A 23,235-nucleotide genomic window follows, 5' to 3' on the forward strand; every position below is an offset into this window, starting at 1 on the left:
TGAACATACTCGGTCGGCGATGAGGGAGAACGCAAAGGTCGTCCCCTTCAAACCCTGACGTTCAAATGGCTCTAGCTAATGCCGGCTTCAGGCTGTCGGCCAACCACGGGGGGGAAGGATGCCGGACCGAGTTCGAGATTTAGGTCAAACGTCAATGCGCAGTGCGATACTGACGGCTCAGAACCAGGTTGAGCTACAGTGCAACGACCGTAATGGATCACTTTTGAAGCTAACGCTGGATCTGCCGAATGCAATGTTCCTGATGAACAGCCTGACGCAGATCCAGCGCGCGACGGATGCGAAGGTGCCCGTTTCTCCGCCCAGCCAGCTGCGGGCCGGACCGTAGCAAGAACGACGTTTCTGCTCTGCAACACGATCGAACTCGCATTGAGACTGCCTCTCGCCGGCACGTGCCCGGGAGCGACTGGTCCGGCGAGAGGCATGGCGCTACTGGGATGCGCCACCGCGAAGCTAGCACGCCACCGCTATGGAAAAAGTCCAGCCGGATGTCCGACAGGGCCATTCTCAAGATTATTGTGCTCTTCGGAACCGCTCAATAGGGCGTCGGGTCAGATCGTCCTCATCCTCCGCAATCACCACCAAGTTAGCGACGATGTAGGCGAGGCGCACTCTTTCTCGTTCGTCGTATGAATCCGACTTCCACTGGATTTCATTCCACGCTGCGTCGAGCGCTGCGCGTGCCCGGGCAAGCTCAACCGGGTCCTGCAGTCAGGAGAATGGCATGCCCTCTCCCAGTCCTAAGCGATGAGCGATTTAGAGCAGTTCTTACCTTTGGCAAGAGGCGCAAAAGGGCCCCGCTGGCGACTGCCAACGGGGCTCGAGCGGTTGCGCCGATCCGTGATACCAGGCTCGACACCCGGCCCCACACAGGACCTCGCTTTCCTATGCTGCAGTCTTTTCGGCCTCAATTTGCCGAGCAGCGCTTTTCGTCATCCTGCGCGTCGCGATCTGAACCCGACGCGGCTTCAGCGCCTCTGGCAGCTCGTGCCTCAGGTCGATGGTCAACAGGCCGTTCTCTAGGCTGGCCGCCATGACTTGCACATGATCGGCTAGCCCGAACCGGCGCTGGAAGCCACGCTCGGCTATGCCGTGATGCAGATACTCGCGGTTGTCCTCACTCGTCTTCTGGCCTGAAACCAGGAGGACATTCGGCTCGTGCATGATGGTCAAGTCATCCGGCCCGAACCCGGCAACAGCCATGACTATGCGATAGTCGTTATCCCCGGACTTAAGAATATCGTAGTGCGGCCAGCTGCTCCCGGCAGGGTCCAGCCCACTAGCAGCTTCCAATGCGTTGAACACACGGTCGAAGCCGATGCTGGACCGATAGAGCGGAGAAAAATCAGATACGGTTCTCATTGCCACATCCTCCATTGAGCAACATGGGTACAAAAAGAGCCGAGCGCGGGCCTCACCGACGCCGGCTCGACCGCCGATCCCTTTGCATGTGGCGATCGGTATCGATCGATTTGGGTTGGCTGAAACGGAGTTCAAGAGGCCTCTGTCCCCAATTTCTGAGGCTCGTTAAGCTCGACAGTTGGTTCGGCACAACGCTGCGGGCCGGGCCTTGCACGGCGCGCAAAAAGCCCCGCCGGCGGATGCCAGCGGGGCTGAGTTGGCTTGGTCCATGGAGATTTTCGGAACGCGCTGTGAGGCTGCCGGTTCCATGGCGTTCAGCCTGGGAATGGGGAGACCCGCACGCTCGGCGGCTCCTGCCAAATGGTCCAGAGGCCGTGCGGAATGCGGTAGTTGATCTGACCTCGGATAAGCAGCCCGCCCCTCACCTGCTCCAGATCGGCGGGGATGACGGCACAAAGATCGTTGCGGCCGGATCCGAGCGAACTGGTCACCGGGTTTCGAAGCACCTCTCCGTCACGCTGGCGCTAGGTGATGGCCGGGAACTCGATAGCCGTGCCCTCGACCGCGATTGACCAGGAAAACGATCGGCTGGGCATAGCGGACCTTGTTCCAATCCCACGTCCAGCACATGCGGCCTGGCGAGGTCATTGGCTTCTGTTTCGACGCTCTGATCGGTGAGCACCGGCGCAGACCGAGGGCGGCCGAACTCAGGCTTCCGGCTTGTCCCTGCTCAGCAATGGCTGCTTACGGTGGAGCCTGGCTTGCCACCTCAGCTTGGGCACGCCATTTCGCGGAGGTCTGCGGCTTGACGAAGACCGAGGCGATATCGCTCCGGTCTTCGCGCAACTTTGCCTCGATCCGTTCAACGCAGGCCTCGATGTCCGCTGTGGATCGGTTGTCCCGGAACTCCAGGCTCAGCGCCACCACGATCTGATCGGGCCCGAGATGAACTGTCGTCAGACCATTGACGCGCTCGACATCCGGATCGCCACGGACTGTCGCGAGAATTTCGTCCTGGACCTGCGGCAGCGCCGCTTCGCCCAGCAACAGCGCCTTGCTCTCTCGGGCCAGAACGATTGCCGTCAGAGCCAGAATGGCGCCGATCAGCAGCGAGGCGACGCCATCGAATTCGGGGCGGCCGAAATAAGCCGCCGCCGTGATGCCGAGGAAGGCGATGAGCAGGCCGATCAGCGCGGCGGTGTCCTCAAACAGCACGGTGAAGACGCTCGGATCCTTGCTCTGCCTGACCGCAGCATAATAGCCGAGCGAGCCCTTGGCCGCACGAAACTCTTTCAGCGCGATGCGCCAGGTATAGCCCTCGAACAGGACGGATACGCCGAGCACGACGTAGTTTGCAGTTAGATTGCTCGCATGCCTCGGTGCGATAATGTGCGACACACCCTCATAGAATGAGACGCCCGCGCCCACGGCGAACACTAGGAGCGCGACGATGAAGCTCCAGAAATAGAGCTCCCGACCGTGACCGAAGGGGTGGGTGAGATCGGGTGGCCGGGCTGCGCGCCTGAGGCCGTAAAGCAGGAGCAGGCCATTCCCGGTGTCGACCAGCGAATGGACGCCTTCCGACAACATCGCCGAGCTGCCGGTCCAGCCCGCGGCGACAAATTTCGTCGCGGCAATCAGCAGGTTGCCGGCAACCGCCGCGTAAATGACTGTCTTCGAGCCAGAATGCGCCGCCAATGTCGTCTCCGCTTTCGCTGGCAACGAGCCGGAGCAGCGAGGGTTCCGCCTGGGAGCGTGACCAAGAGCCGAGCTGTCAGTTGGCGTGCTGCGGCAACCGGGAGCTGCCGCGCGAGATCGGCCAAGCTTGTACGCTGACGTACATTCGCACGATCGACCTATGGGCAATCCGATCTCTTCGCATCATGAGCCGTTAAGTCATTCGAGGCTCGATCGGACATCGAATTCGCGCCCAACACTGGAATGCCGAGCATGGGGCGATTTCTCGTCATCGGGGCGACGGGCCTGATCGGGTCTCGGATCGCATCCGAGCTTGTTTCTGCCGGGCATGATGTCGTCGGCGCTGCGCGTGACGTCGCGAGAGCCTCGCGCCGCATGCCGACTGTGGAATGGCTGCGCCTGGATTTCGCGACATCGCGCGTCGAGGATTGGGAGGCAGTGCTTGGAGGGGTCGAGGCGGTCGTGAACTGCGCCGGCGCGTTGCAGAGCGGGCCGGCTGATCGCCTGGAGGAAACGCACAGCCGCGGACCGCAGGCCCTGATCGGCGCGTGCCTCGCACGAGGCGTTCGTCGCCTCATCCATTTTTCCGCAATCGGCGTGGACCGGGCCACCCCGACGGAGTTTTCCAGGACAAAGCTCGCAGGGGACGCCGCGCTTATGGCGAGCGATCTGGACTGGATCATTCTTCGCCCTTCGGTGGTGCTCGGCGATCCCGCTTACGGCGCCAGCGCGCTTATTCGCGGGCTTGCCGCTCTCCCGATCCTGCCGGTGATGCCGGATACCGCGCCGCTTCAGCCGGTGGCTCTCGACGATGTCGCCGCGACGGTGGTTCGGCTTCTCGAGCCCGGAGCGGCCAGCCGTATCGTGCTCGAGCTCGCCGGTCCGGAGGCGATGAGCTTCACCGAGGTGGTCCGACAATATCGCCGCTGGCTCGGATTCGGCCCCGCTGTCGAGATGCGGCTACAGGCTTGGCTCGCCCAAATCGCCTATCGGCTCGGTGACTTCGCCGCCCAGCTCGGCTGGCGTCCACCGGTCCGCACCACAGCCCAGCGCGAGATCGCGCGCGGTGCCGTTGGCGATCCATCGGCATGGCAGCACCTAACCGGGATCACTCCAAAGTCGCTGACGGCCATCCTGGCAGCGCGTCCGGCCTCGGTGCAGGAAGGCTGGTTCGCGCGTCTTTACCTGCTTAAACCGCTGGTCCTTATCAGCCTGGTCCTTTTCTGGATCGGCTCGGGCCTTGCTTCGCTTGGCCCGGGCTACGAAACGGGTCGTGCCTTGCTTGCGCACACGCTGGGTGATCCCGTGATCGATCTTGTGATCATCGCCGGTGGCATCGCCGATCTGCTCATCGGTATCGGCATCGCCGTGCGCAGGACGGCGCGTCCCGCCCTCGCTGCTGGCATTGTGGTCTCGCTGCTCTATGCAGCAGCCGGAACGCTTTTCTCGCCCTGGCTTTGGCTGGATCCCCTGGCGCCATTGCTCAAGATCGCACCGATCGTTGCGCTGCTTCTGGTCGCGCTCGCGACGCTGGAGGATCGCTGATGACCTACCTCGTGCTGAAGTTCATTCACGTACTGGGAGCCGTCGTCCTGATCGGGACCGGCGCCGGCATAGCCTTCTTCATGCTGATGGCGCACCGGACCGGCAATGTCACAAAGATCGCTGGCATTGCCCGGATCGTCGTGACGGCGGACTTTCTCTTCACCGCCACGGCCGTCGTCGTCCAGCCGATCTCGGGCGTGTGGCTTGCCCGCGAAGTTGGTTACCCGCTCACCGAAGGCTGGATCGTCTTATCGATCATCCTCTACCTGGTGATCGGCGCCTTCTGGTTGCCTGTAGTGCTGTTTCAGATGCGGATGCGTGATCTCGCGGAAGCGGCCGATGCTGCCGGCGCGCCGTTGCCGCCAGCCTATCATCGCCTGTTCTGGACTTGGTTCGCGTTTGGCTTGCCGGCTTTCGGCGCCATCCTCGCCATCCTCTGGCTGATGATCGCAAGACCGAGTTTGTCTTTCTTCGGGTCAGGCTAAAGCGACGAGGGTATTTGTGGTCATTGCGACGCGCTCGCGACGGCTCGGTCCGCGAGCCGTGGATTCCGGCTGGCTGACAAGGAAAAGCCGTCACGCTCGGCTTTTTCGAGTTCGTCACGCCCGACCGCGAGGCAGGCGCCCCAGACCACATGAGCTGCCAACATCAGACCATTTCGACGTAGCGGGTGCCTCGTGCCGAAGCGCAGAAACCCCGTGGCCGGAATGCAGCCGAGATAGCTGCCGGCCCAAACGGCGATCCCGTAGGCCGCGCCTGATGCAACACCGCGACGTGGGATCAAAGCCGCGAATAGAGCTCCGGCGGCTCCGCCATAGAGGAAGTGGTAAAGAAGCGTCGCGCTTGAGGGCGCAGCACCCAGGCTCGGTAGATCTTCCGCTATTTCTCGTGGCGGCAGGGGATAGCGCTGCCGATCCGGCAGCGTGCGATGCATGCGTCTCATCGCGGCAGTCATCGGAAAGGTGGCGACGAACCCGGCTATCACTCCCAAAAGGATGCGGCCCGACAGGTCCTTCGTCATCACCGGCTCCGGCGCGCGGAGCGTGGCGAAATCGCGAGTGCGACCGCCATTACGGCATAGGCGATGCAGATCGCACGGGGGGTGACGACCTTCTCCCAACCGGGCGTGAGCCGCTTGGGGACGACCGCGTAGTCGACCACGGCCGCAAGCGCGGAAACGGCTACGGCGTCGCCGAAAGCCGTTCGCTTTTGCGGATGCCGGCGCAGCATTTCATAGGCGCAGGCCCAGAATAGGGAAGCGCCGTGATGGGTCACGAATCCAACGATCGTGTGTGGAAAATCGATCCGCCGCGATCGCCCCGCTGCATCGCCCCAATACCAATGACTGGTGGAGTTCACCGGTTGAATGGCTGACCGACCCTCGATGCGGGCAAGTATCGATAGTGCCACACTCGTCGTCAGGGCGGCCACCGTGCCGGATATACAGATGTTCAAGACCGATTGAAACCAAGAGGTCTTTCGTTCGCCATTCGAAAGCTGTGGGAATTCGCTATGCAAGGAAGACTCCGACCTTACATACGCTGCAGTCCTGTCAAGCCCCTGCTCGGCGGCGGTGCGCCTGGAGGGCCGTTCGCCATCGATCAGGCGTTTGGCCGCTGTGACCAGGTCCTCGGGCGGCATGATGTCGTGCTGAAGATGCCATTCGACATAGTCGCGGTCCTTGCCAAGGAGATCTGCGAGATCGGCGACCCAGTCGGTTTGCGGAAAACGACGAGCCATTCCCAATGCGAAGGTCGAGCTGGTCTGCACGGATAGTCCAGCCACGTCGTCGGGCTCGCCTGCAGCCTCGCTGCCCGAGCTGCGATCCCATTCGTCCGCCGCGTCCAGCAACTGCTTGAGCTCGCTTGTTTCCGAAACAGTCGCCGGGCTTCTCCGCAGATCGCGGATACGCGCGAGCGCCGCTTCGTATTCGTCCTGGCTTCTGATGCGGACATACATGATAGGTTCTCCCGCTCCCTACGGGACTACCCACGGGCCGGAGGAAGGTCGCAGCGCCAGGCGGGATTGGTACGGGCACGTACAAATCCGGCAGGCAAGTAGAGGGGCGAACTGGCGTCAGTTGTGCCCGGCTCCAGCAGAGCGACGGAGGTGGCCGCCACGCAGGCACGCAAACGCAGCCAGGGCGGTCGATATTGAGAAACTCGACGCGGCCGCGGCGCGAGCGCAGGAGATCGTCGCCTTCCAGAATGTGCAGTGCGTTTGTGATACCGGCTCGTCTAACGGTGAGCAGCGTGGCAAGCTCTTGGTGAGTGATTTCGATACCGGCTTCGTGGCTGGCCATCGCATAGCGGACCAACCAGCGGGCAACGCGTTGCTCGACGGTCAGCGCTGTAGTGCTCGCTGCTTCCGACACATTCGCCGCATTCATTCGAAACGCATATCCCAGCAGGCGCAGATAAAGTGCCTCGTTGTTTTTGCATCGCTCGGCGAAGACGCTCCCGCTGAATCCGTACGGCATGGCCTTGCCTGACTACGGTCGCGACCAGTTCGGGATGGGCCGGCAACAGAAGTTGGTGCAAGCCGGCCATATCTCCATCGCGTGCCAAGGCGACGTGACAGTCCATCTCGATCGACAGGGACACGACGGCGTCACGAAGGAGATAAATCTCGCCTTTGCCGAGACGCGCGCCACGCCGCAGATAAGCCAACTCACCCAATGCACGTGGTTCGACGGAATCGTCCGTCGCGGATCGGGCTCCCTCATCAGGCATCTGGGGAGCGATAGCGTCGGCCTGCCGATCAATCGACCAAGCGGCTACGGCCTTACTTTCGCGCAATAATCGCGTTGTGAACGTGTCCTTTTGCGCTCGATCTCGGAAAGAAGATGTGTCGGACTGGTGTGTCATTGCTCACCCCAATTCCCCGCCGCGATGGTGAACTTAGCTCTCTCGTCAAAGCCTTGCGATTACACAGGTTAGGACGGCTCTCTCGCCTCGCTGTACATTGCTCTTAGGGTAAGAGCCGCCGCGGTGAGAAGGCCGCTCCAGCGGCCGGTTCGCCACTCGCCGGGAAGCGGTTGCGCCCTGAACCGTCTGCCGTCGACCACACCAAAAGAGGAAGGATATGCCATTCTCTCTCATCATTGACGGATCCCGCTGAGCTGGCACGCGCTGCTGCGGCATTGGAGGCCGCTTGGAGCGAGCTGAGATCGACCCGGGCCGAGCCAGTTGACGAGCGAGAGCGAACGCGCCTCGCATATATCGTTTCAAGTATGGTTGGGGTCGCGCAGGACGAAGGCGAACTGGCCCGCCGCGCAGGTCCAGCGATTCCGGCTATCATCGTGACCTAGTCCCCGTCGGCGCAACCGGTGAGCTGCCATTGGCAAGCGAAACAGGCGCCGGGACCCCCGACGTCGAGAGCAGAACGCAACACGTCAGGGCGACAGCCACAATGGCGATGACGTAGAGCCAGCCCACCGTCAGAAAGTTGTAACGCATGTCCGGGCACTCGCGGCACCGGGATTACTTATGTTAATCGCGAATGTTTCCCGGCTGCGGTGGGCTCGCCGCAGCCGGGGACATTGAGACGCCACCCCGGCTTGCCAATCGGTCAGGCCCTAGCGGCTGGCCTGATAGAGCTTCGTCGCGACCTCGAAGATTTCTTCCGGCGCGTAGTCCGGCGCGAAGGCGCCGTAATTGCCGTCGAGTTCGGGGATCTTGCCGCCTTCGGGCGGGCCATCGACGATTTCGAGTTGCCCGGGAGGGTCCCCGGGAAGTGCGACCTCGTCATTGGACCAGATGCCGCCAGCCTCACCGTAATCGTCTGGGCTGAACCGATACAGGCGCCGATGACTGCCTTCCTCTAGGTATTTTTGGCACTCTGGGATCCGGCCGAGCTCGATGTTGGGCGTCGGAAGCATCTGCTCGATATTGACCCCGGTCAGCTTCTTGAGCGCAAGCGCATAGGCATGGGCATGCACCGAGCCTCGCACGAGCAGATACCCGCAGACCTCTCGCCCGGTCGGGTCGCTCAAGGTCTCGTAGACGCGCAGCTTGTGCAGCCTGGCGCCGCATTCGAGGTGGAAGTTGTGCAGGAGATCGATGATCAGATTTCCGGTCGTCGTAACCATGTCCATGTTCCAGGACGCTGCATTGCTGTTCATCGGCATCGCGCCGCCCGCATTGCTGAAGAACGAGCCGGCCAGCCGCACGTCGCGCATGGGCTCGAATGGCACGGCGGAGACATCGACCTCGGGGGTCGGATCGCCGGGGCCGTTGTTCAGGAGGGCAACCCCTGTGCTGACAAGTTCGACATGACCGAGCTCCTCCGCGAAGATGCTGGAGACCAAGCTGTAGAAGGGACGCAGCTTCGATTTGACCCGGAAATTGAAGCTCTGGAACATGTAGTTTCCAAGCGTGGACATTTCGCCGTATTTGCCGCCGAGCAGTTCCTGGAGCGCGGCTGCAGAGTTCGGGGATGGCGCCTTCGGCACTGGGAGCTCTGTCAGCAGGCGGTCGATCCGCATGAACATGATGAGGTTCTCCGACGGTCCGGAGTGGACCTGGCAGCAGAACCCGATCGGATGGTGGCCGTTCCGCAATGCTGGACCGTTTGTGCGCGACCGCACTAACGCTCGGCTGCCACCATACGGAGTGCCCGTGTCGCCGCGAACGGTCGGCTCAGGCACGGAGAGCCGGCCAGGCCAAACCGCCAGGGCTGCTCGATCGCTTTTGAAATGCCGATCCTCGGTCCGCATATCAGTTCCGGCTGATTATTCGGCTCAATCACCTCGAAGGGCTGTTCCGACAAACTCAGATCGTTGTGCGCAGACGTCACGCCGAGAGCTTGCGCAAGACGTCCAGGGCCGGAGCAGAGGCGTATGGTCGAACCGCGGCGCGCGATCATCTGCTCGACCCCATGCTCAGGCACAATTGCCCGGATGAGCACGGCGCCTTGACCGGCCGCGACGATATTGAAGCACCAGTGCAAGCCATAGGATCGATAGACATAGGCATGCCAGGCGGGGCCGAACATCGCGGCGTTCGCCCGCGTCTGACCCCGAAAGCTGTGCGATGCCGGATCATCGCGCGTGTAGGCCTCCGTCTCGACGATCGTTCCGCCGACACCTTCGACGAGCAGGGTCGCGCCGATCAGCCGGGCAGCCATGGCGACGGCGTCGAGATCAGAGAGCGGTGTGGGAAGGCGGCTGATGATGAAGCCTGATTTGGAGACTGGACTGGCACGATCCAAACACGTCTTCTCGGCTTGGCACCAGCCGGCTTTGGCGAATTCGTCAGTCGATGATGGATCGGGGCCGGCTCTCGATGGACGCAAGAGCCGACCCTCCGCCCGCGTCTCACGACAAATGCAAGTGTCGGGCAAGGATCACCTGCGGGCTGTCAACGGCAGAGGGGCGCCGCGGTTCCTGCCGGTACGCTCCCGTACGACGGTATTCCAATGGTGCTGTGGAGGAGCGTCAATGCAGCGGCTCCCGCATTACGACCAGCGCCGCGGGTCGCCGGCAACGGCTCTGGCGGAACGTAGCTGACCAGGCAGGGTTGGTCTCGATGAAGTTCGACTCCACGACTCCACGACATCGTTCCGGAGCGCCATCCATGACGGCGATCGAGCTATTCATTCGGGCAATCTCCCGCCGCGACGTCCTCGCCGTAGCTGAGCGGGATCTTCTGCTCCAATTACCGCAACAGAACCGTGCTTTCGCCAAGGGCGAAACGATCGTGTTCGAGCACTCCGAACCGCAGGACAGCTGTCTCGTCGATCGCGGACTGGCTGGACGCGAGATCATCCTGCCGGATGGTGAGCGGCAGATCACCGCCCTGCATTTGCCGGGCGACTTCGTCGATCTCCACGGCTTGCTGCTGCGCCGGATGGACCACGCCGTGGTGGCGCTCACGGCCTGCCGGATAACCTTCGTGCCCCACGCGGCGCTGCGGAAGCTCTTCGAGGAGTGTCCCCATCTGGTGCGATTGCTGTGGCTCTCGACGCTCATCGACGCGGCGATCCAGCGCGTCTGGACGGCGGTCATGGCGCGGCTGAGGGCCGAGGAACGCTTAGCGCATCTGATCTGCGACCTCTACCGACGCCTTCAGATCGTCGAACTCGCTGAGGACAACAAGGTGCAGATCGCGCTGTCGCAGGCCGTTCTGGCTGATGTGCTTGGTCTATCTGCGGTGCACGTCAATCGCACGCTGCAGTCTCTTCGGCGTCGCCGCCTCGTCTCCTGGAAGGGTAGCGAGGTCACGATTCACGACTTTTCCGGCCTGACGGAGCTGTCGAAATTCGACGAGACCTATCTTAGCCTCATGCAGATCCCGCGCTGACTGCGGAAGGCCCGAAATCAACGGGGATCGCGCAGGGTCAGCCGCCGCGATTCAGGTGTTTCTGCCGCGGCCAGAACACGCCCGATCACGCCATGATGCCGACCGCTGGATTGCATCACGGCGATGACGACGATCGTTCCATCTTCGCAGAAGAGAAGCGGTCGTTGATAGAACGCGACCCGATCGAGTTCGGAAATCTCGCATAGCAGGTAGCCAGCGCGCTGATCGTCATGGTCGCTGCTAAACTGATAGCCCACATCGAGCCTCCGGCCGTCGCGCAGGGCCAGAGAGCCGTTCCTGGTAGACATCCTCGCCTCCCATATTGCACAGCTGCACGGCCGCGCCCGATGGTCGTCTCCGAAGGCGACGGAAGTCTGCAAGGCAGTAGACGCTTGTCGGCGGGCGGTGAGAAGCTTTGGTGCGGTAGCGTGCAGTTGGTTCGCCTGAGCCAGGAACCCGCCAAGGTCTGGCCGGTTTGAAGAACCACGATAGAAAGGTTGTTCATGCGAACACTGGTTCATTTCGTGGGGTTGTGGGTCGCGAGCGAGATCGCAGGCGGCAAGTTTCCAAAACAAATCGCCTTGCCGCTCGGCTGGCTGGTGGCCCGGCTTCGCACGCCGCCACTGACCATCGCAGTTCTCGGCTGCGTGCTGCAGCAGCTTGGCCGTGACAAGCGCCGGCGCAAGGTCCGCTAGCTGGGGGGCGCCGTGAAAATCTCGACCTTCAACGTCAACGGGATCAATGGCCGGCTGCCGGTCCTGCTACGCTGGCTTGCCGAAGCGGAGCCCGACATCGTCTGCCTGCAGGAGCTCAAGGCATCCAGGGACAAGTTTCCGGAGGGCGCTATCCAGTCCGCTGGCTACGGCGCAATCTGGCAGGGCCAGAAGAGCTGGAACGGCGTTGCCATCTTGGCACGCGACGCGCAGCCGGTCGAAACACGACGCGGCCTGCCTGGCGACGACGAGGATGAACAAAGCCGTTATCTGGAAGCGGCCGTTGGCGGCGTGCTGATCGGCTGCCTCTACCTGCCCAACGGCAACCCGGCGCCGGGGCCGAAATTCGATTACAAGCTACGCTGGTTCGAGCGGTTGAAGGCTCACGGCGCTGAGCTCCTGGCCCATCGGATACCGGTCGCGCTCATCGGTGATTTCAACGTGATGCCGACCGAGCTCGACGTCTACAAGCCCGAGCGCTGGCGCGACGACGCCCTGTTCCGGCCGGAAGTGCGCCGAGGCTTCCATGAGCTCCTCGCCCAAGGCTGGACGGACGCGATAAGGACCCTGCATCCGGACAAGCGCATTTTTACCTTCTGGGACTATTTTCGAAACGCATGGGGTCGTGATGCCGGCCTCCGGATCGACCATTTCCTCCTCAATCCGCAATTGGCGAAATGCCTTACAGCTGGTGATGTCGATCGGGAGGTGCGCGGCTGGGAGAAGGCGAGCGATCATGCGCCAGCCTGGATCCACCTTGAGCTCGAGCCGGTTGACCGGCGGCCGGGATGACACATGTGCGCACGAGCCATTCAGCCATGCCGCGTCGGCTGAAGGAGGTTGCTAGAAAGAACCCCGTGGCGGAAAACGATACGCTGGGGCGAGCTGATCTCTATTTTTGACGCGGCTGCTCAAGCTGCTCGCCGATGACCTCCCGGCGGCCGTCGCGGCGCTTCGTCACCGCTTCGGCCAGCGACCGTGCCGCATTGCGTACTTCGTCCTGGATCGCCCGGTCGGCATCGAGCGCCTCGTGGTTCGTCGCATAAGGCTCCCAATAGCCGATGTAGCGATCGATTTCGGCAAGCGGTCCGGCTGGTTCCAGCTGCATGAAGCGGAGCCAATCCGAGATAGACCGCCGCACGTTCTCCGCACCTTCAACGTCACCGTGCACCACCACTGAGAACAGCCGTCCCGCCAGGTGCCGCGGATAGTCCCAACCCGCAAGTTCGATCGCCTTCGCCTTGGCAGCGTCCTTGCCATGGGTCGTGGTGGGGTCGGGATTGCCGCCGTCGGCGCAAACGAGCCTGTCCATCATGAGCTTCAGCGGGCTCGAAACCTGGTACCAGTTGACCGGGCTGATCACCATGATCCCGTGGGCTTCGACCCAGAGCGGATAGATGTCGTTCATCCAGTCCTGGCTCTGGCCCAGAGAATAATTCGGGTAACAGGAGCAGGGCCAATGGCAGAGCGCAGGAGCTGTCGAGAAACAGGCCTTGCAGGGATGGATGTTCCGGCCGTACTCCGACGCCAGCCGTGAGAGATCGAGCAGCTCGCTCGTCAGCCCTGCCTCCTCGTTGAACACCGACTGCGCCAGTTCAGCCAAGCGATAGCTCTTCGACATCTCGCCAGGGCAAGTATGCTCGCTACGCGATGAGGCGTTGACGATCAGAACATGGCCGACGGCGGCCGTGTTGCTGTAGCGCTGCTGTGCATCTTCAACTGCAGCCTTCGCGGCGAGCCAATCGACCGAAAGGTCGTAATCGGGATCCGCATAACCGTCCCCGGCTTTACGGGTCAGCGGACTCTTGCGGGAGGCAGCGTAAGCGTGCCAGGCAATATCGGCGATCTCCGACAACGCGTAGTGCGCCCGCTGGTAGCAGGGATCGACGAACTGCCGCAGGAAGCGGCGCTTGAACTCGGCCTCATCGAGACGCGGGCTCGGCATTCCCTTCCGGGGCGCCGGTATCGCGGCTTCAGCGGGCGGACGTCTGGATTGCGCCATCGGGGATGCCCCTCTCGTCACCATCAAGCGGCGACAGAGAGCTTCTGTTCCATGGCTTATCTCGGTGCAGCGAAAAATCGGCGCAGCGCTTCGGCGACCGCCTCGGGGGCCTCTTCCGCCATGTGATGGCTGCTGGAAATCGCATGTCCCCGGCGACAGGGCGCCCATGGACGCCAGACCTCCAGGACGCCTCTATAAAGGTCGGGCAGGTCATCATGCTCAGACGACAGGGGACAGCGGCGGGCACTGCTAGGTCCGCCCCTGTGCTTGGTCGGCTTCGTCATGAAAGCGATCCACCGCCGGGCCGGCGCGAAAGTCCTCCAGCATGCCATGAACCGTGCTGGGGTCCTGAATCGCGGCCAGGAAGTCCGCGTGGTTTTCGGCGCCCATCAGTTTGGGATGCGCTCCGTGCCAGGCCAAAGGATCGGCCATGCGCCCGCTCGGGTTTTTCGGGCTGGCAGAAGAAGAACCAGTTCCAACAAGCCGCGCGAACTTTTCGGTGCAGCGTTCCAGCGCCTCGAGGATCGGCACGTCCATGACGGCAGCCATGCACGGCCTTGGGGTTATCCATTACCAGCCGAAAGCGTGTCGGAGCCTCGGTCGTGACCGGCGACATGGAAACGCCCGAAGCCCAGCCGAGCCATCAACTCCGAGCAATCTTGCCGCCGTGGCGCACGCGCCAAGTCGCGCCGCTCAACGACGAAGTCCAGTTTGAAGTCGTCGAACAATCGGGCTCCACTGTCAGCCCAAATGGCTCCACTACGTTCCGGAGCTTGCAGGTCTTTTGCTGGCCCCCTTTTCGCAACCAGACGCGGTCGCGTCGCCGAACACAGCTCGAGCGAGAAAACGGCTGCGCTGCGCGAATTGTACGCTGACGCACCTATCGCAGCGATCGGAAACTCGCCTCCCAGCATTGCGTTGATGAGCCGAGCAACACTTGCGGCATGGTGAGTACAACCTTCTGCCGGCAGCGCCTCGCTCAGAACACCAGCCGAGCGCCATCATGATTACACCTGAACCTCGTATCGAGCATATTGCCCGGGCCATGTGTCGCGCCGCCGGGTTTGATCCGGACGAACAGATACCGCCGGAAACGCCGCAGTCTGATTTCGCTTCGATGCAGCCCGCTTTAGGCATGGTCTTCGCCTGGCGCCGCTTCCTTCTGGCAGCGGAGAACTACTGCGCACTCAGCCATGATCTGGCCGAGCCCGAGCGTCTGCCGCCGGCGTTGTGAACCGACATCAAGGTCCGGTTGGACGTTGAACTTTGCTTTGGCGCGGCTCCCCGCCGCGACAGCTTTTCGAGATTACGCAGAGGATCGAGTAGCATGAAAGCTTTGTGTTGGCATGGAAAGAGCGACATCCGCTGCGACACCGTCGACGATCCCCGGATCGAGGCCGATGGCGACGTGATCATCAAGGTCACGGCCTGTGCGATCTGCGGCTCCGATCTCCACCTCTATGACGGTTACATGCCGACAATGGAGAGCGGCGACATCCTCGGTCACGAGACCATGGGCGAAGTCGTCGAGGTCGGCAGTGGCGTCGCCAAGCTCAAGGTCGGCGATCGGGTGGTCGTGCCCTTCAATATTGCCTGCGGGGAATGCTTTTTCTGCCAGAAGCAGCTGTTTTCTCTCTGCGACCGCTCGAATCCCAATGCCGAGCAGGCTCGCAAGATGATGGGTCACTCGCCGTCCGGCCTCTTCGGCTACTCTCATCTACTGGGCGGCTTCAGCGGCGGGCAGGCAGAATATATGCGCGTGCCCTATGCCGATGTCGGCCCGATCAAGGTGCCCGATGGCATGGACGACGAACAGGTGCTGTTCCTGTCCGACATTTTTCCGACCGGTTATATGGCTGCCGAGCATGCCGAGATCGAACCGGGCGAGACCGTCGCGGTCTGGGGCGCCGGCCCGGTCGGTCAGTTCTCGATCCGTAGTGCCTGGATGCTGGGTGCCGGCCGCGTCATCGCGATCGACAACGTGCCCGAGCGCCTGGCGATGGCGGCGAGCGACGGCCGCACCGAGCTCGTGAACTTCGACGATGGCAAGGTCTACGACCAGTTGATGGAGCTCACTGGTGGGCGTGGGCCCGACCGCTGCATCGACGCGGTCGGCGCCGAGGCTCATGCCGGCGGTTCGTTCGACGCGGTCGTTGATAAGGTCAAGGCGGCGGTCTATCTCGGAACCGATCGGCCGCATGTGCTGCGCGAGGCGATCATGTGCTGCCGCAAGGGCGGCACGATCTCGATGCCGGGCGTCTATCTCGGCTATCTCGACAAGATCCCGATGGGCGCCTTCATGAACAAGGGCCTGACGCTGAGAACGGGCCAAACGCATACTCATCGCTATCTCGCGCCGCTGCTGGAAAAGATCCAGAGCGGCGAGATCGACCCGTCATTCGTCATCACCCACCGCGCCACGCTGGAAGACGGGCCGACCCTCTATCAGCGCTTCCGCGACAAGGAAGACGGCTGCGTCAAGGTGGTGATGCGGCCTTGAGGTAAGGAACCGATATGGGACAGGCATTGAAGAAGCTCGCCGTCGTCACCGGCGCTTCGAGCGGCATCGGACTCGAACTTGCAAAGCTATGCGTTCGAGATAGCTATGATCTGGTGATCGCTGCCGACAGGGACGAGATCGAGAGTGCCGCGAGCGAATTGCAAGCTCTGGGCGCCGCCGTGCAGACGGTCAAGACGGACTTGTCTCGCAGCGAGGGCGTGGACGAGCTCTGCCAGATGGTCGAGGCCAGCGGCCAGGATCTCGAAATCCTCTGCGCCAATGCCGGCCATGGCCTCGGCCATGCCTTTCTCGAGCAGGAACCCAAGGCTTGGCGCCACGTCGTCGACACCAACATCACCGGCACGCTGCTGCTGGTCCAGAATCTCGCCCGCATCATGCAGCGCCAGGGGCACGGGCGCATTCTCCTCACCGGCTCGATCGCCGGCTTTACGCCCGGCTCGTACCAGGCGGTCTACAACGCCACCAAGGCTTTCATAAATTCGTTCTCCTTCGCCCTTCGCAACGAGCTCGAAGGCTCCGGCGTGAGCGTGTCCTGCTTGATGCCGGGCGCGACGGAGACTGACTTCTTCGAACGCGCGGGCATGCTCGATACCAAGGTCGGGCAGGCGGAGAAGGACGATCCGCGAATGGTCGCCAAGGTCGGCTTCGACGCGATGATGGCGGGTGAAGGTGATGTGGTGAGCGGCTGGAGGAACAAGCTGCAGACCACGATGGCGAATGTCACCCCGTCCGAGACCCTCGCCGAGCAGCACCGCAAGATGGCCGAGCCAGGCTCGGGGAGCCCGAGCTAACGGCGCCAGTGGCTGCGGCCATACCGGCATGTTCGAGCTGGCTCGGAAGCACGATGCTCATTTGCTCGAATAGGTCACCGCCTCGATTTTGTTCCCATCCGGATCGAGCACGAAGGCGCCATAGTAGTTCCCATCGTATTCCGGCCGCGATCCGGGCGCGCCCGCGTCACGGCCCCCGTGCTGCAGCGCGACCTCGTAGAATTGGTCGACCATGGCGCGACGGCCGGCGGAAAAGGCGATGTGGACGCCATTTCCTGCAGCCGCCGGTGCGCCGTCGACGGGCGTTTCGACGCTGAACAGAAACGCCCCCACGCCATAGTCGGCGGAATCGGCCGAGCCATTGAGAAGCCGCAGTCCCAGGACGGGCAGGACGGCATCGTAGAAGGTCCGCGCGCGGCTCACATCATTTGTGCCGACTGAGACATGGTGAATCATCGAAAGGTCTCCGCTTTTGCGTCAGGGAACGCCGTTCCCGATCTCAACGGGCGACCCGGAACGACGTTCCAATGCAGCCGGAGCCGGGATGTCGATCACCTTTTCCGTGACTTCGCGGTTTGGTTATGGCATCAATGTTCCTGTTTAGTTCCAGAGGGATGTTGTTTTGGCACAGCGGGCGGGCAGTGCAGATTTGCCGTTGCACAATGGCCGCGTGCCGGCTTGGCTCGGCCAGCGAATGGCACGGCTCGGCGCGGTCATCGCCGAGGCGATCGTCCATCATTACGGGCGCGAGGAGTTCCTGCGCCGGCTCGCGCATCCCTACTGGTTTCAGTCGTTCGGTGCCGTCATGGGCATGGACTGGCATTCGTCAGGAATCACGACATCGGTCATAGGCGCGTTGAAGCGCGGCCTGGCGCCACTCTCGGGGGAACTCGGCCTGCACGTCTGCGGCGGTCGCGGCAGCCACTCTCGCCGCACCCCAGCCGAACTGATCGCAGTCGGCGATCGCATAGGCTTCGACGGCGCGGCGCTCGCTCGCACAAGTCGGCTGGTCGCCAAGGTCGACAGTGCCGCCGTGCAGGACGGGTTCGAACTCTATCTGCATGGCTTCGTCGTCGCCGACGACGGCAAATGGACAGTCATCCAGCAGGGGATGAACGGCGACAGCGGCGTAGCCCGGCGCTATCACTGGCTGTCGGAGGGACTGGACAGCTTCGTCGACGCGCCGCACGCGGCGATCGAGGGCCGGAGCCAAGGCAATATCATTAATCTGGCGGACCGCAGGGCCGCGCGCTCGCGTGATGGTCAGCTTGACCTGTAGCGGACGCTGAGCCCGGACAGCATCGCGGCTGAAGTCGCGATGCTCGAGGGCCGCATCCCGCAAAACCGGATGCCGGAGCAGCCCATGCTGCCGCATCTGGTCATGCCGAGCCACCATGATGTCAGACCCAAAGACGTGATGATGCGGCGCCTTCACGGTGCGCTCGCCGCCGCCGCCGATGCCGGACCGGGCGATTTCAGCGATCTCCTGCTCGTGCCCGGGGTCGGCGCCCGCACAGTCCGATCGCTCGCCATGGTAGCGGAGGTCGTCCATGGCGCGCCCTGCCGCTTCGCCGACCCGGCGCGGTTCTCGCTCGCCCATGGCGGCAAGGACCGCCAGCCCTTCGCGGTGCCGACGAAGGTCTATGACGAGACGATCCGCGTGATGAAGGCCGCACTGGAGCGTGCGAAGCTGGGCAATGAGGAGCGTCTGAACGCCATTCGCCGCATGGATACCGAAACCCGGCGGCTGGAGCGGCTCGCCAGCGGGCCGAGCCTGCCCGCGTATATCGCCGAGGAGCGGTTGCGCTCGGCCGATTATGGTGGGCGCAGCGTGTTCGGCTGGGAGGCAGACGAAGAGCCTGGGGACGTCGTTGCAACACCTTGCGCGTCGATCCGGAACTTGGACCGAACCGGTCTATGACCCCGGACGGGGGCGCGCAAAGGCTAAGCAGTAAACGACTTCCAGCTTCCCAATTGATCGCTAAATCGCCAATGCTATAGCGTTTTTGGCGGCGCTGCTGATCGCTTCGGCAGCCTGTCACCGCATCGTCTATACAGGGTGCGACGAAGCGGGCGCAGCGCTTCGTGAACTGCTTCGTCCTGCTGCGAGGCTTGTTGAACTCTACGGCTGGAAAACTGCCTGGAGGGCCGGCCGGTTCCGTTTGTCGTAAAACCTGAACAGGTAGCGGAAGCCTCGGGTACGCGAGCGCACAGAAACTCTCCCGCCGCAGCGACGTTGAATTGGCGGTGGCCGGCAGGGACCTGGGCGTTTGGCTTCGGGGCCGTGGTGAGGAGGTCCCGATGCGACGAATGACCCTGATTGCAGCTTTTTGCGCGGCTTTGTCGGCCGGTGCAACGGCTCAGACTTCCACGACGGCGCCGACGCCGTCTCCCGGCGCGCCGGCCGATGCCAATGCCCCGATTCCGGGAGCCAACAGCTTCACCGAAGGACAGGCCAAGAGCCGCCTGGAGGCGAACGGCTGCACCAATGTCAGCGGGCTCAAGAAGGACGACAACGGCGTCTGGCGAGCCACCGCCACCCATTCGGGCGCGCAGGTCAACGTGACCGTCGATTACCGCGGCAACATCACCCGCAACTGAACTAGCCATCGAGCAGAGGCGACAGAGATGACACAGACGATCACGCGCTCCTACGAGGATTATGAGACGGCGCGCCGGGTGGTCGGCGAGCTGGAAGCTGCTGGCGTCGCCACCGCCGACATTAGCCTGATCGGTCGCCACAAGGACGCCGAGGACAGCAATGCCGGCGAAGACGCCGGCCTCGGCGCGGCGCTGGGTGGAGCGGCAGGCCTGCTTGCAGGGCTGGGTCTCGTTGCCATTCCCGGGATCGGCCCGGTCGTCGCCGCCGGCTGGATCGCCTCGACGCTCGCAGGTGCCGCCGCAGGCAGCGTGGCGGGGGGCGTGGTCGGTGCGCTGACGAGCGCTGGCGAGGATTCCGACAGCGCCAACTATTATGCGGAATCGGTGCGCCGCGGCGCGTCGCTAGTCTCCGTGCGCGCCGCCGACGAGCAGGCCGCCGCGGTCGAGGCGATCATGGACGGCGCGATGCCGATCGATCGCGTCAGCCGCCTCGCGGAGTATCGACAAGCGGGCTGGAGCCGCTTCGACGACACGGCCGCGCCCTATCGCTCAAGCTTCATGTGAGGAGAGCACGATGCCACGCGGTGACAAATCGAAATACACGGACAAACAGGAACGCAAGGCCGATCATATCGCCGAAGGCTACGAAGAACGCGGCGTCTCCGAGAAGGAGGCTGAGCGTCGGGCCTGGGCGACCGTCAACAAGGACGATGGCGGCGGCAAGAAGGCTGGGGGCTCCGGCCGTGGCAAGGATACCGGCCACCCAGCGGCTCACAAGGGCGGGCGCAAGGGTGGGAAGGCTGCCGCCTCGCGCTCGGCCGAGGACCGTTCGGCCTCGGCGAAAAAGGCAGCCGCTACCCGCAAGCGCAACGCCGAGCACCGGGCGAGCCATTAGCGCAAGACTTGCCGAGCCGGCGATGGAGGAAGGCCGATGACGCGAACGATCACCCGTCGCTACGCCAGCTTCGAGGATGCCCGGAATGTCGTGGTGCGACTGTCCGATAAAGGCATTCCTGCAGACCGGATCGGCCTTGTCGGGCGCCAGGAGACCGGCGAGGACAGTACTGTGGCTGCTGCCGGCCTGGGTGGTGCGGCCGGCGCTGCGACAGGTTTCGTCCTGAGCATCGGGGCCCTCAGCCTGCCGGGTGCCGGGGCAGTCATCGCCGCCGGATGGCTTCTGGGCGGCGCGGCGGCCGGAGCGCTTGCCGGTGGAATCGCTGGCGCCCTGATGGATGTCGGCGTGGCGGAGTCTGAGGCTGAGCGCCATGCCGAGGCCGTGAAAGCGGGGTCCGCGGTGGTCGCCGTGCAGGCCGAGTTGCCGGAAGTCTCTGAGGTCGAAGCGATCATGGATGCCGGGCTGCCGATCGCCGAGGAACCGATCGAACCCGGCGGACGGGACGATCCGCGAGACCTTTCCAAAGCCGTCTCCTGACGTCGTCGGCCGAGATGCGTCGCCGATCTGTCAGACCGTCGGAGCATTGCCTCCGTATCCGGCCGGCTGTCGCCGCCGAGCACGACTGATCCATGTTAATGCGCATTCGCCGAGCGCGTCCAACCTGGTCGTCATGCCGTTCGCATCTCTCAGCGATCCCGTCGAAATAGCTCGGGCCCATGCCGCTCTTCAGCAGGTCCGGACCCAGATCGAGCGGCTCGGAATCGACTATCATGGCACTCCCGATGGCGAGCGAACCAGGGCGGCCCAGATTGTTGTCGGTGTCCTGGCCCAGCCTGTGGCGGACCACGATCTAGTCCGGCTGGCGGTTGCTCGCTTTGTCCAGAGGATCGGCTGAGGGAAGGCCGCCAGCGTGCCCATGTCGGACATCGCGGGCCGAAGTGCCCAATTTCGACCAAACCGATTTGAATCTCGCCCGCCCGCCTGCTGTTGCGTTTGGGTATCGCAGGAGGTTTTGCCATCGCTCGGTTCTTTTGACAGATCGGCAGGGTTGGCCAACGTCGCCGACGATCCGGGCTCGACCTTCCGGATTTCGAGGCTGCCAGGCACCATACCTTGGCAGGGCTGGCCGATCTCGTCCAAGAAGAGGTCGGGAAATGACCAGCTTTGTGATCTCAGTGCGCGAGGAGGGTGGTGCTGAAAATCTATCAGGCAAGCCTGACATTCTCGGAGCACAATCGCACATCGTCGGCCAGTTAAGACACAGCCCGACCCAAGGCCGCGAGTCACGCGGGTTCATCGACGGGGGCCGAGCGGGGAGATGGCAGGTGCGTTGAGCACCGAGCCGTCCGGTGCGAATTGCGAGCCATGGCAGGGACAATCCCAGCAGCGCTAAGGAATTCCATCTGAGATGGCGGCCGAGATGTGTGCAGGCCGCCGAGCGCATTTGAAGATCGCTGCCTATCGCGACGAGAACGGCACGGTTGTTCAGCCCGTCGCGGAGGATGCCGCCTTCGCCCGGGTCGAGTTGGGCATGCCTTCTTTCCTCTCGGCGCGGTGCTTCCTTCCAGCTGTTACGGAACGTCCATGGACGAAGCCGGGGTCCGGTGCGCCAGCCGGACTGTGCGTCTGCGTACCAAGCCCGAGTGTCTGGCCGGCGGCCCGCAGATCCTCGAGTAGTCAGGGCGCTCTGTCGCAGCGGCGTCCGTTTTGGGGCGAGGAGCGCTGGAGCGATGGGGACAATGATCGGCCGGGACGGGAACCGATCTTCTACCTCGTGCTTGATCCGGACGAAGACTGAGCCGGGCGATACAGCGCATGAAAAAAAAGCGACGAGCAGGTGGCGGCCGGAAGCATGGGCGGCGGGCCGCGATCCGTATCGGCGTCTCCGGCTGGACCTATGCGCCCTGGCGCGGCCATTTCTATCCGGAAGGGCTGGTGCAAAAAAACGAGCTGGCCTTCGCCGCGCGGCAATTCCCGGCGCTTGAGATCAACGGCACCTTCTACGGCCTCCAGAAGCCAGACGCGTTCGAGCGCTGGACGCTCGCGACGCCTGATGACTTCGTCTTCGCCGTAAAAGGCTCCCGCTACATCACGCATATGCGCCGACTCAGGGAGATCGAGACGCCGCTCGCTAATTTCCTGGCGTCCGGGGTGCTGCGCCTCGGCTCGAAGCTGGGGCCACTGCTCTGGCAGTTCCCGCCGAGCTTTCGCTTCGATGCAGGCCTGATGGAAGATTTTCTTGCGCTGCTCCCGAAGGATACGCAGCAAGCGGCCGCCCTGGCGCGAACGCATGATGACCGGCTGGAGGGGAGGGCCTGGCTGCAGGTGGATGCGAAGCGGCCAGTTCGGCATGCGGTGGAAATTCGCCATGAGAGCTTCCGCAACCTGGCCTTCATCGACTTGCTGCGCCGGCACGACGTTGCGCTGGTCTGCGCCGACACGGTCGACTGGCCCCGGCTGATGGATCTGACCGCAGACTTCGTCTACTGCCGCCTGCACGGATCGGCGGAACTCTATCGCTCGCATTACGACAAAGCGGCTCTTGAAAGCTGGGCCGCACGCGTCGACGCCTGGGCGCGTGGCGAGCCGATGCGCGACGGCGAGTTCGCCGATGATCCTGATGCCGCCCCCAGGCAGCCGCGCGATGTGTTCCTGTTTTTCGACAACACCGACAAGCGTCATGCTCCGGCCGATGCCGCCAACCTGATGCGGATGCTGGATCTGAGCTGGAACCCCGAGGAAGACGAACAGGCTGCATGAAGCGGCTATTCGCTGAACTTCCGTTCGCGGGTCGCCGCAGGCCCCGAC

The 23,235-nt window shown here is 63.3% G+C and carries 25 protein-coding genes and 3 pseudogenes; 16 read left to right on the plus strand and 12 right to left on the minus strand.

Annotated features, from left to right (window positions below; all coding sequences use genetic code 11):
- Nucleotides 1-903: 903 nt before the first annotated feature.
- Both ASE66_RS08825 and ASE66_RS08830 read right to left on the minus strand, forming a co-directional pair.
- Nucleotides 904-1,380, minus strand: coding sequence for an Hsp20 family protein (locus tag ASE66_RS08825; RefSeq protein ID WP_057189263.1), 477 nt, complete (start codon nucleotides 1,378-1,380; stop codon nucleotides 904-906).
- Nucleotides 1,381-2,124: 744 nt separating this feature from the next.
- Entirely contained in the window at nucleotides 2,125-3,078 is a 954-nt protein-coding gene (locus tag ASE66_RS08830; RefSeq protein WP_057189264.1) for a cation diffusion facilitator family transporter, read from the minus strand.
- A 252-nt stretch (nucleotides 3,079-3,330) separates the two neighbouring features.
- Between ASE66_RS08830 and ASE66_RS08835 the strand changes: the two genes are divergently transcribed.
- The gene (locus ASE66_RS08835) at nucleotides 3,331-4,623 is read left to right on the plus strand and encodes an SDR family oxidoreductase (protein ID WP_057189265.1); all 1,293 of its coding nucleotides are present in this window, start codon (nucleotides 3,331-3,333) and stop codon (nucleotides 4,621-4,623) included.
- On the plus strand, nucleotides 4,623-5,108 hold the full coding sequence (locus tag ASE66_RS08840) for a DUF2269 family protein (RefSeq protein WP_057189266.1): 486 nt from the start codon (nucleotides 4,623-4,625) through the stop codon (nucleotides 5,106-5,108). The genes ASE66_RS08835 and ASE66_RS08840 overlap by 1 nt, the downstream gene beginning before the upstream one ends.
- Before the next feature lie 20 nt (nucleotides 5,109-5,128).
- On the opposite strand, the gene ASE66_RS08845 is transcribed toward ASE66_RS08840, so the two are convergent.
- From ASE66_RS08845 to ASE66_RS33935, 3 genes and pseudogenes are all read right to left on the minus strand, one after another.
- Nucleotides 5,129-5,644 (minus strand): hypothetical protein, encoded by a 516-nt coding sequence (locus ASE66_RS08845; protein ID WP_057189267.1) that lies wholly within the window; start codon nucleotides 5,642-5,644, stop codon nucleotides 5,129-5,131.
- The gene (locus ASE66_RS33165; protein WP_244494843.1) at nucleotides 5,644-6,582 is read right to left on the minus strand and encodes a hypothetical protein; all 939 of its coding nucleotides are present in this window, start codon (nucleotides 6,580-6,582) and stop codon (nucleotides 5,644-5,646) included. Before ASE66_RS33165 ends, ASE66_RS08845 begins: the two co-directional genes overlap by 1 nt.
- 196 nt (nucleotides 6,583-6,778) lie before the next feature.
- Nucleotides 6,779-7,102 (minus strand): annotated as a pseudogene (locus tag ASE66_RS33935) (helix-turn-helix domain-containing protein); the annotation flags it as partial.
- Between ASE66_RS33935 and ASE66_RS08855 the strand changes: the two are divergent.
- Entirely contained in the window at nucleotides 7,101-7,424 is a 324-nt protein-coding gene (locus ASE66_RS08855; protein ID WP_057189268.1) for a hypothetical protein, read from the plus strand. The pseudogene ASE66_RS33935 and the gene ASE66_RS08855 overlap by 2 nt on opposite strands.
- 776 nt (nucleotides 7,425-8,200) lie before the next feature.
- Here the strand turns inward: ASE66_RS08855 and ASE66_RS08860 are convergent.
- Nucleotides 8,201-9,115: a manganese catalase family protein gene (locus tag ASE66_RS08860; protein ID WP_057189269.1), complete on the minus strand. Its 915-nt coding sequence runs from the start codon at nucleotides 9,113-9,115 to the stop codon at nucleotides 8,201-8,203.
- A gap of 95 nt (nucleotides 9,116-9,210) precedes the next feature.
- The gene (locus tag ASE66_RS08865) at nucleotides 9,211-9,798 is read right to left on the minus strand and encodes a DNA-3-methyladenine glycosylase (RefSeq protein ID WP_274532945.1); all 588 of its coding nucleotides are present in this window, start codon (nucleotides 9,796-9,798) and stop codon (nucleotides 9,211-9,213) included.
- A gap of 401 nt (nucleotides 9,799-10,199) precedes the next feature.
- On the opposite strand from ASE66_RS08865, the gene ASE66_RS08870 reads away from it, so the two are divergent.
- The gene (locus tag ASE66_RS08870) at nucleotides 10,200-10,925 is read left to right on the plus strand and encodes a Crp/Fnr family transcriptional regulator (RefSeq protein ID WP_057189270.1); all 726 of its coding nucleotides are present in this window, start codon (nucleotides 10,200-10,202) and stop codon (nucleotides 10,923-10,925) included.
- Nucleotides 10,926-10,942: 17 nt separating this feature from the next.
- Here ASE66_RS08870 and ASE66_RS08875 read toward each other — a convergent pair whose 3' ends face one another.
- Nucleotides 10,943-11,233 carry a hypothetical protein gene (locus ASE66_RS08875; protein WP_057189271.1) on the minus strand — a complete coding sequence of 97 codons (291 nt, stop codon included), beginning with the start codon at nucleotides 11,231-11,233 and terminating at the stop codon, nucleotides 10,943-10,945.
- Nucleotides 11,234-11,428: 195 nt separating this feature from the next.
- Between ASE66_RS08875 and ASE66_RS32015 the strand changes: the two genes are divergently transcribed.
- Nucleotides 11,429-11,620 carry a hypothetical protein gene (locus tag ASE66_RS32015; RefSeq protein WP_156412079.1) on the plus strand — a complete coding sequence of 64 codons (192 nt, stop codon included), beginning with the start codon at nucleotides 11,429-11,431 and terminating at the stop codon, nucleotides 11,618-11,620.
- A 12-nt stretch (nucleotides 11,621-11,632) separates the two neighbouring features.
- On the plus strand, nucleotides 11,633-12,430 hold the full coding sequence (gene xth / locus ASE66_RS08880) for an exodeoxyribonuclease III (RefSeq protein ID WP_082613305.1): 798 nt from the start codon (nucleotides 11,633-11,635) through the stop codon (nucleotides 12,428-12,430).
- A gap of 100 nt (nucleotides 12,431-12,530) precedes the next feature.
- Here xth and ASE66_RS08885 read toward each other — a convergent pair whose 3' ends face one another.
- Both ASE66_RS08885 and ASE66_RS08890 read right to left on the minus strand, forming a co-directional pair.
- Nucleotides 12,531-13,640, minus strand: a complete 1,110-nt coding sequence (locus tag ASE66_RS08885) for a flavodoxin family protein (protein ID WP_057189273.1) — start codon at nucleotides 13,638-13,640, stop codon at nucleotides 12,531-12,533.
- Between the two features lie 249 nt (nucleotides 13,641-13,889).
- On the minus strand, nucleotides 13,890-14,189 hold the full coding sequence (locus ASE66_RS08890) for a hypothetical protein (RefSeq protein WP_057189274.1): 300 nt from the start codon (nucleotides 14,187-14,189) through the stop codon (nucleotides 13,890-13,892).
- Between the two features lie 454 nt (nucleotides 14,190-14,643).
- Between ASE66_RS08890 and ASE66_RS32020 the strand changes: the two genes are divergently transcribed.
- From ASE66_RS32020 to ASE66_RS08900, 3 genes are all read left to right on the plus strand, one after another.
- Complete coding sequence (locus ASE66_RS32020; protein WP_156412080.1) at nucleotides 14,644-14,874, plus strand: hypothetical protein; 231 nt, start codon at nucleotides 14,644-14,646, stop codon at nucleotides 14,872-14,874.
- A gap of 93 nt (nucleotides 14,875-14,967) precedes the next feature.
- Nucleotides 14,968-16,140 (plus strand): zinc-dependent alcohol dehydrogenase, encoded by a 1,173-nt coding sequence (locus ASE66_RS08895; RefSeq protein WP_057189275.1) that lies wholly within the window; start codon nucleotides 14,968-14,970, stop codon nucleotides 16,138-16,140.
- A 14-nt stretch (nucleotides 16,141-16,154) separates the two neighbouring features.
- Nucleotides 16,155-16,952, plus strand: a complete 798-nt coding sequence (locus ASE66_RS08900) for an SDR family NAD(P)-dependent oxidoreductase (protein WP_057189276.1) — start codon at nucleotides 16,155-16,157, stop codon at nucleotides 16,950-16,952.
- A gap of 57 nt (nucleotides 16,953-17,009) precedes the next feature.
- Here the strand turns inward: ASE66_RS08900 and ASE66_RS08905 are convergent, their stop codons facing one another.
- Nucleotides 17,010-17,387, minus strand: coding sequence for a VOC family protein (locus tag ASE66_RS08905; protein ID WP_057189277.1), 378 nt, complete (start codon nucleotides 17,385-17,387; stop codon nucleotides 17,010-17,012).
- A 166-nt stretch (nucleotides 17,388-17,553) separates the two neighbouring features.
- On the opposite strand from ASE66_RS08905, the pseudogene ASE66_RS08910 reads away from it, so the two are divergent.
- The 6 genes and pseudogenes from ASE66_RS08910 (at nucleotide 17,554) to ASE66_RS33940 (ending at nucleotide 21,585) form a co-directional block, all read left to right on the plus strand.
- Nucleotides 17,554-18,852 (plus strand): annotated as a pseudogene (locus ASE66_RS08910) (DUF763 domain-containing protein).
- A 380-nt stretch (nucleotides 18,853-19,232) separates the two neighbouring features.
- Nucleotides 19,233-19,532, plus strand: a complete 300-nt coding sequence (locus tag ASE66_RS08915; RefSeq protein WP_057189278.1) for a hypothetical protein — start codon at nucleotides 19,233-19,235, stop codon at nucleotides 19,530-19,532.
- Nucleotides 19,533-19,559: 27 nt separating this feature from the next.
- A complete protein-coding gene (locus tag ASE66_RS08920) occupies nucleotides 19,560-20,096 on the plus strand; it encodes a hypothetical protein (RefSeq protein WP_057189279.1) in 537 nt (178 codons plus the stop codon).
- 10 nt (nucleotides 20,097-20,106) lie between these two features.
- A complete protein-coding gene (locus ASE66_RS08925; protein ID WP_057189280.1) occupies nucleotides 20,107-20,427 on the plus strand; it encodes a hypothetical protein in 321 nt (106 codons plus the stop codon).
- A gap of 36 nt (nucleotides 20,428-20,463) precedes the next feature.
- A complete protein-coding gene (locus ASE66_RS08930) occupies nucleotides 20,464-20,964 on the plus strand; it encodes a hypothetical protein (RefSeq protein WP_057189281.1) in 501 nt (166 codons plus the stop codon).
- Between the two features lie 501 nt (nucleotides 20,965-21,465).
- Nucleotides 21,466-21,585, plus strand: a complete 120-nt coding sequence (locus tag ASE66_RS33940) for a DUF6894 family protein (RefSeq protein ID WP_413814255.1) — start codon at nucleotides 21,466-21,468, stop codon at nucleotides 21,583-21,585.
- Between the two features lie 135 nt (nucleotides 21,586-21,720).
- Here ASE66_RS33940 and ASE66_RS33170 read toward each other — a convergent pair.
- A pseudogene (locus ASE66_RS33170) lies at nucleotides 21,721-21,777 on the minus strand (hypothetical protein); the annotation flags it as partial.
- A 465-nt stretch (nucleotides 21,778-22,242) separates the two neighbouring features.
- Here ASE66_RS33170 and ASE66_RS08940 point away from each other — a divergent pair.
- Entirely contained in the window at nucleotides 22,243-23,187 is a 945-nt protein-coding gene (locus ASE66_RS08940; protein ID WP_057189283.1) for a DUF72 domain-containing protein, read from the plus strand.
- Nucleotides 23,188-23,235: the final 48 nt, after the last annotated feature.

It is taken from the genome of Allobosea sp. Root483D1 (assembly GCF_001429505.1).
Classification (GTDB): domain Bacteria; phylum Pseudomonadota; class Alphaproteobacteria; order Rhizobiales; family Beijerinckiaceae; genus Allobosea.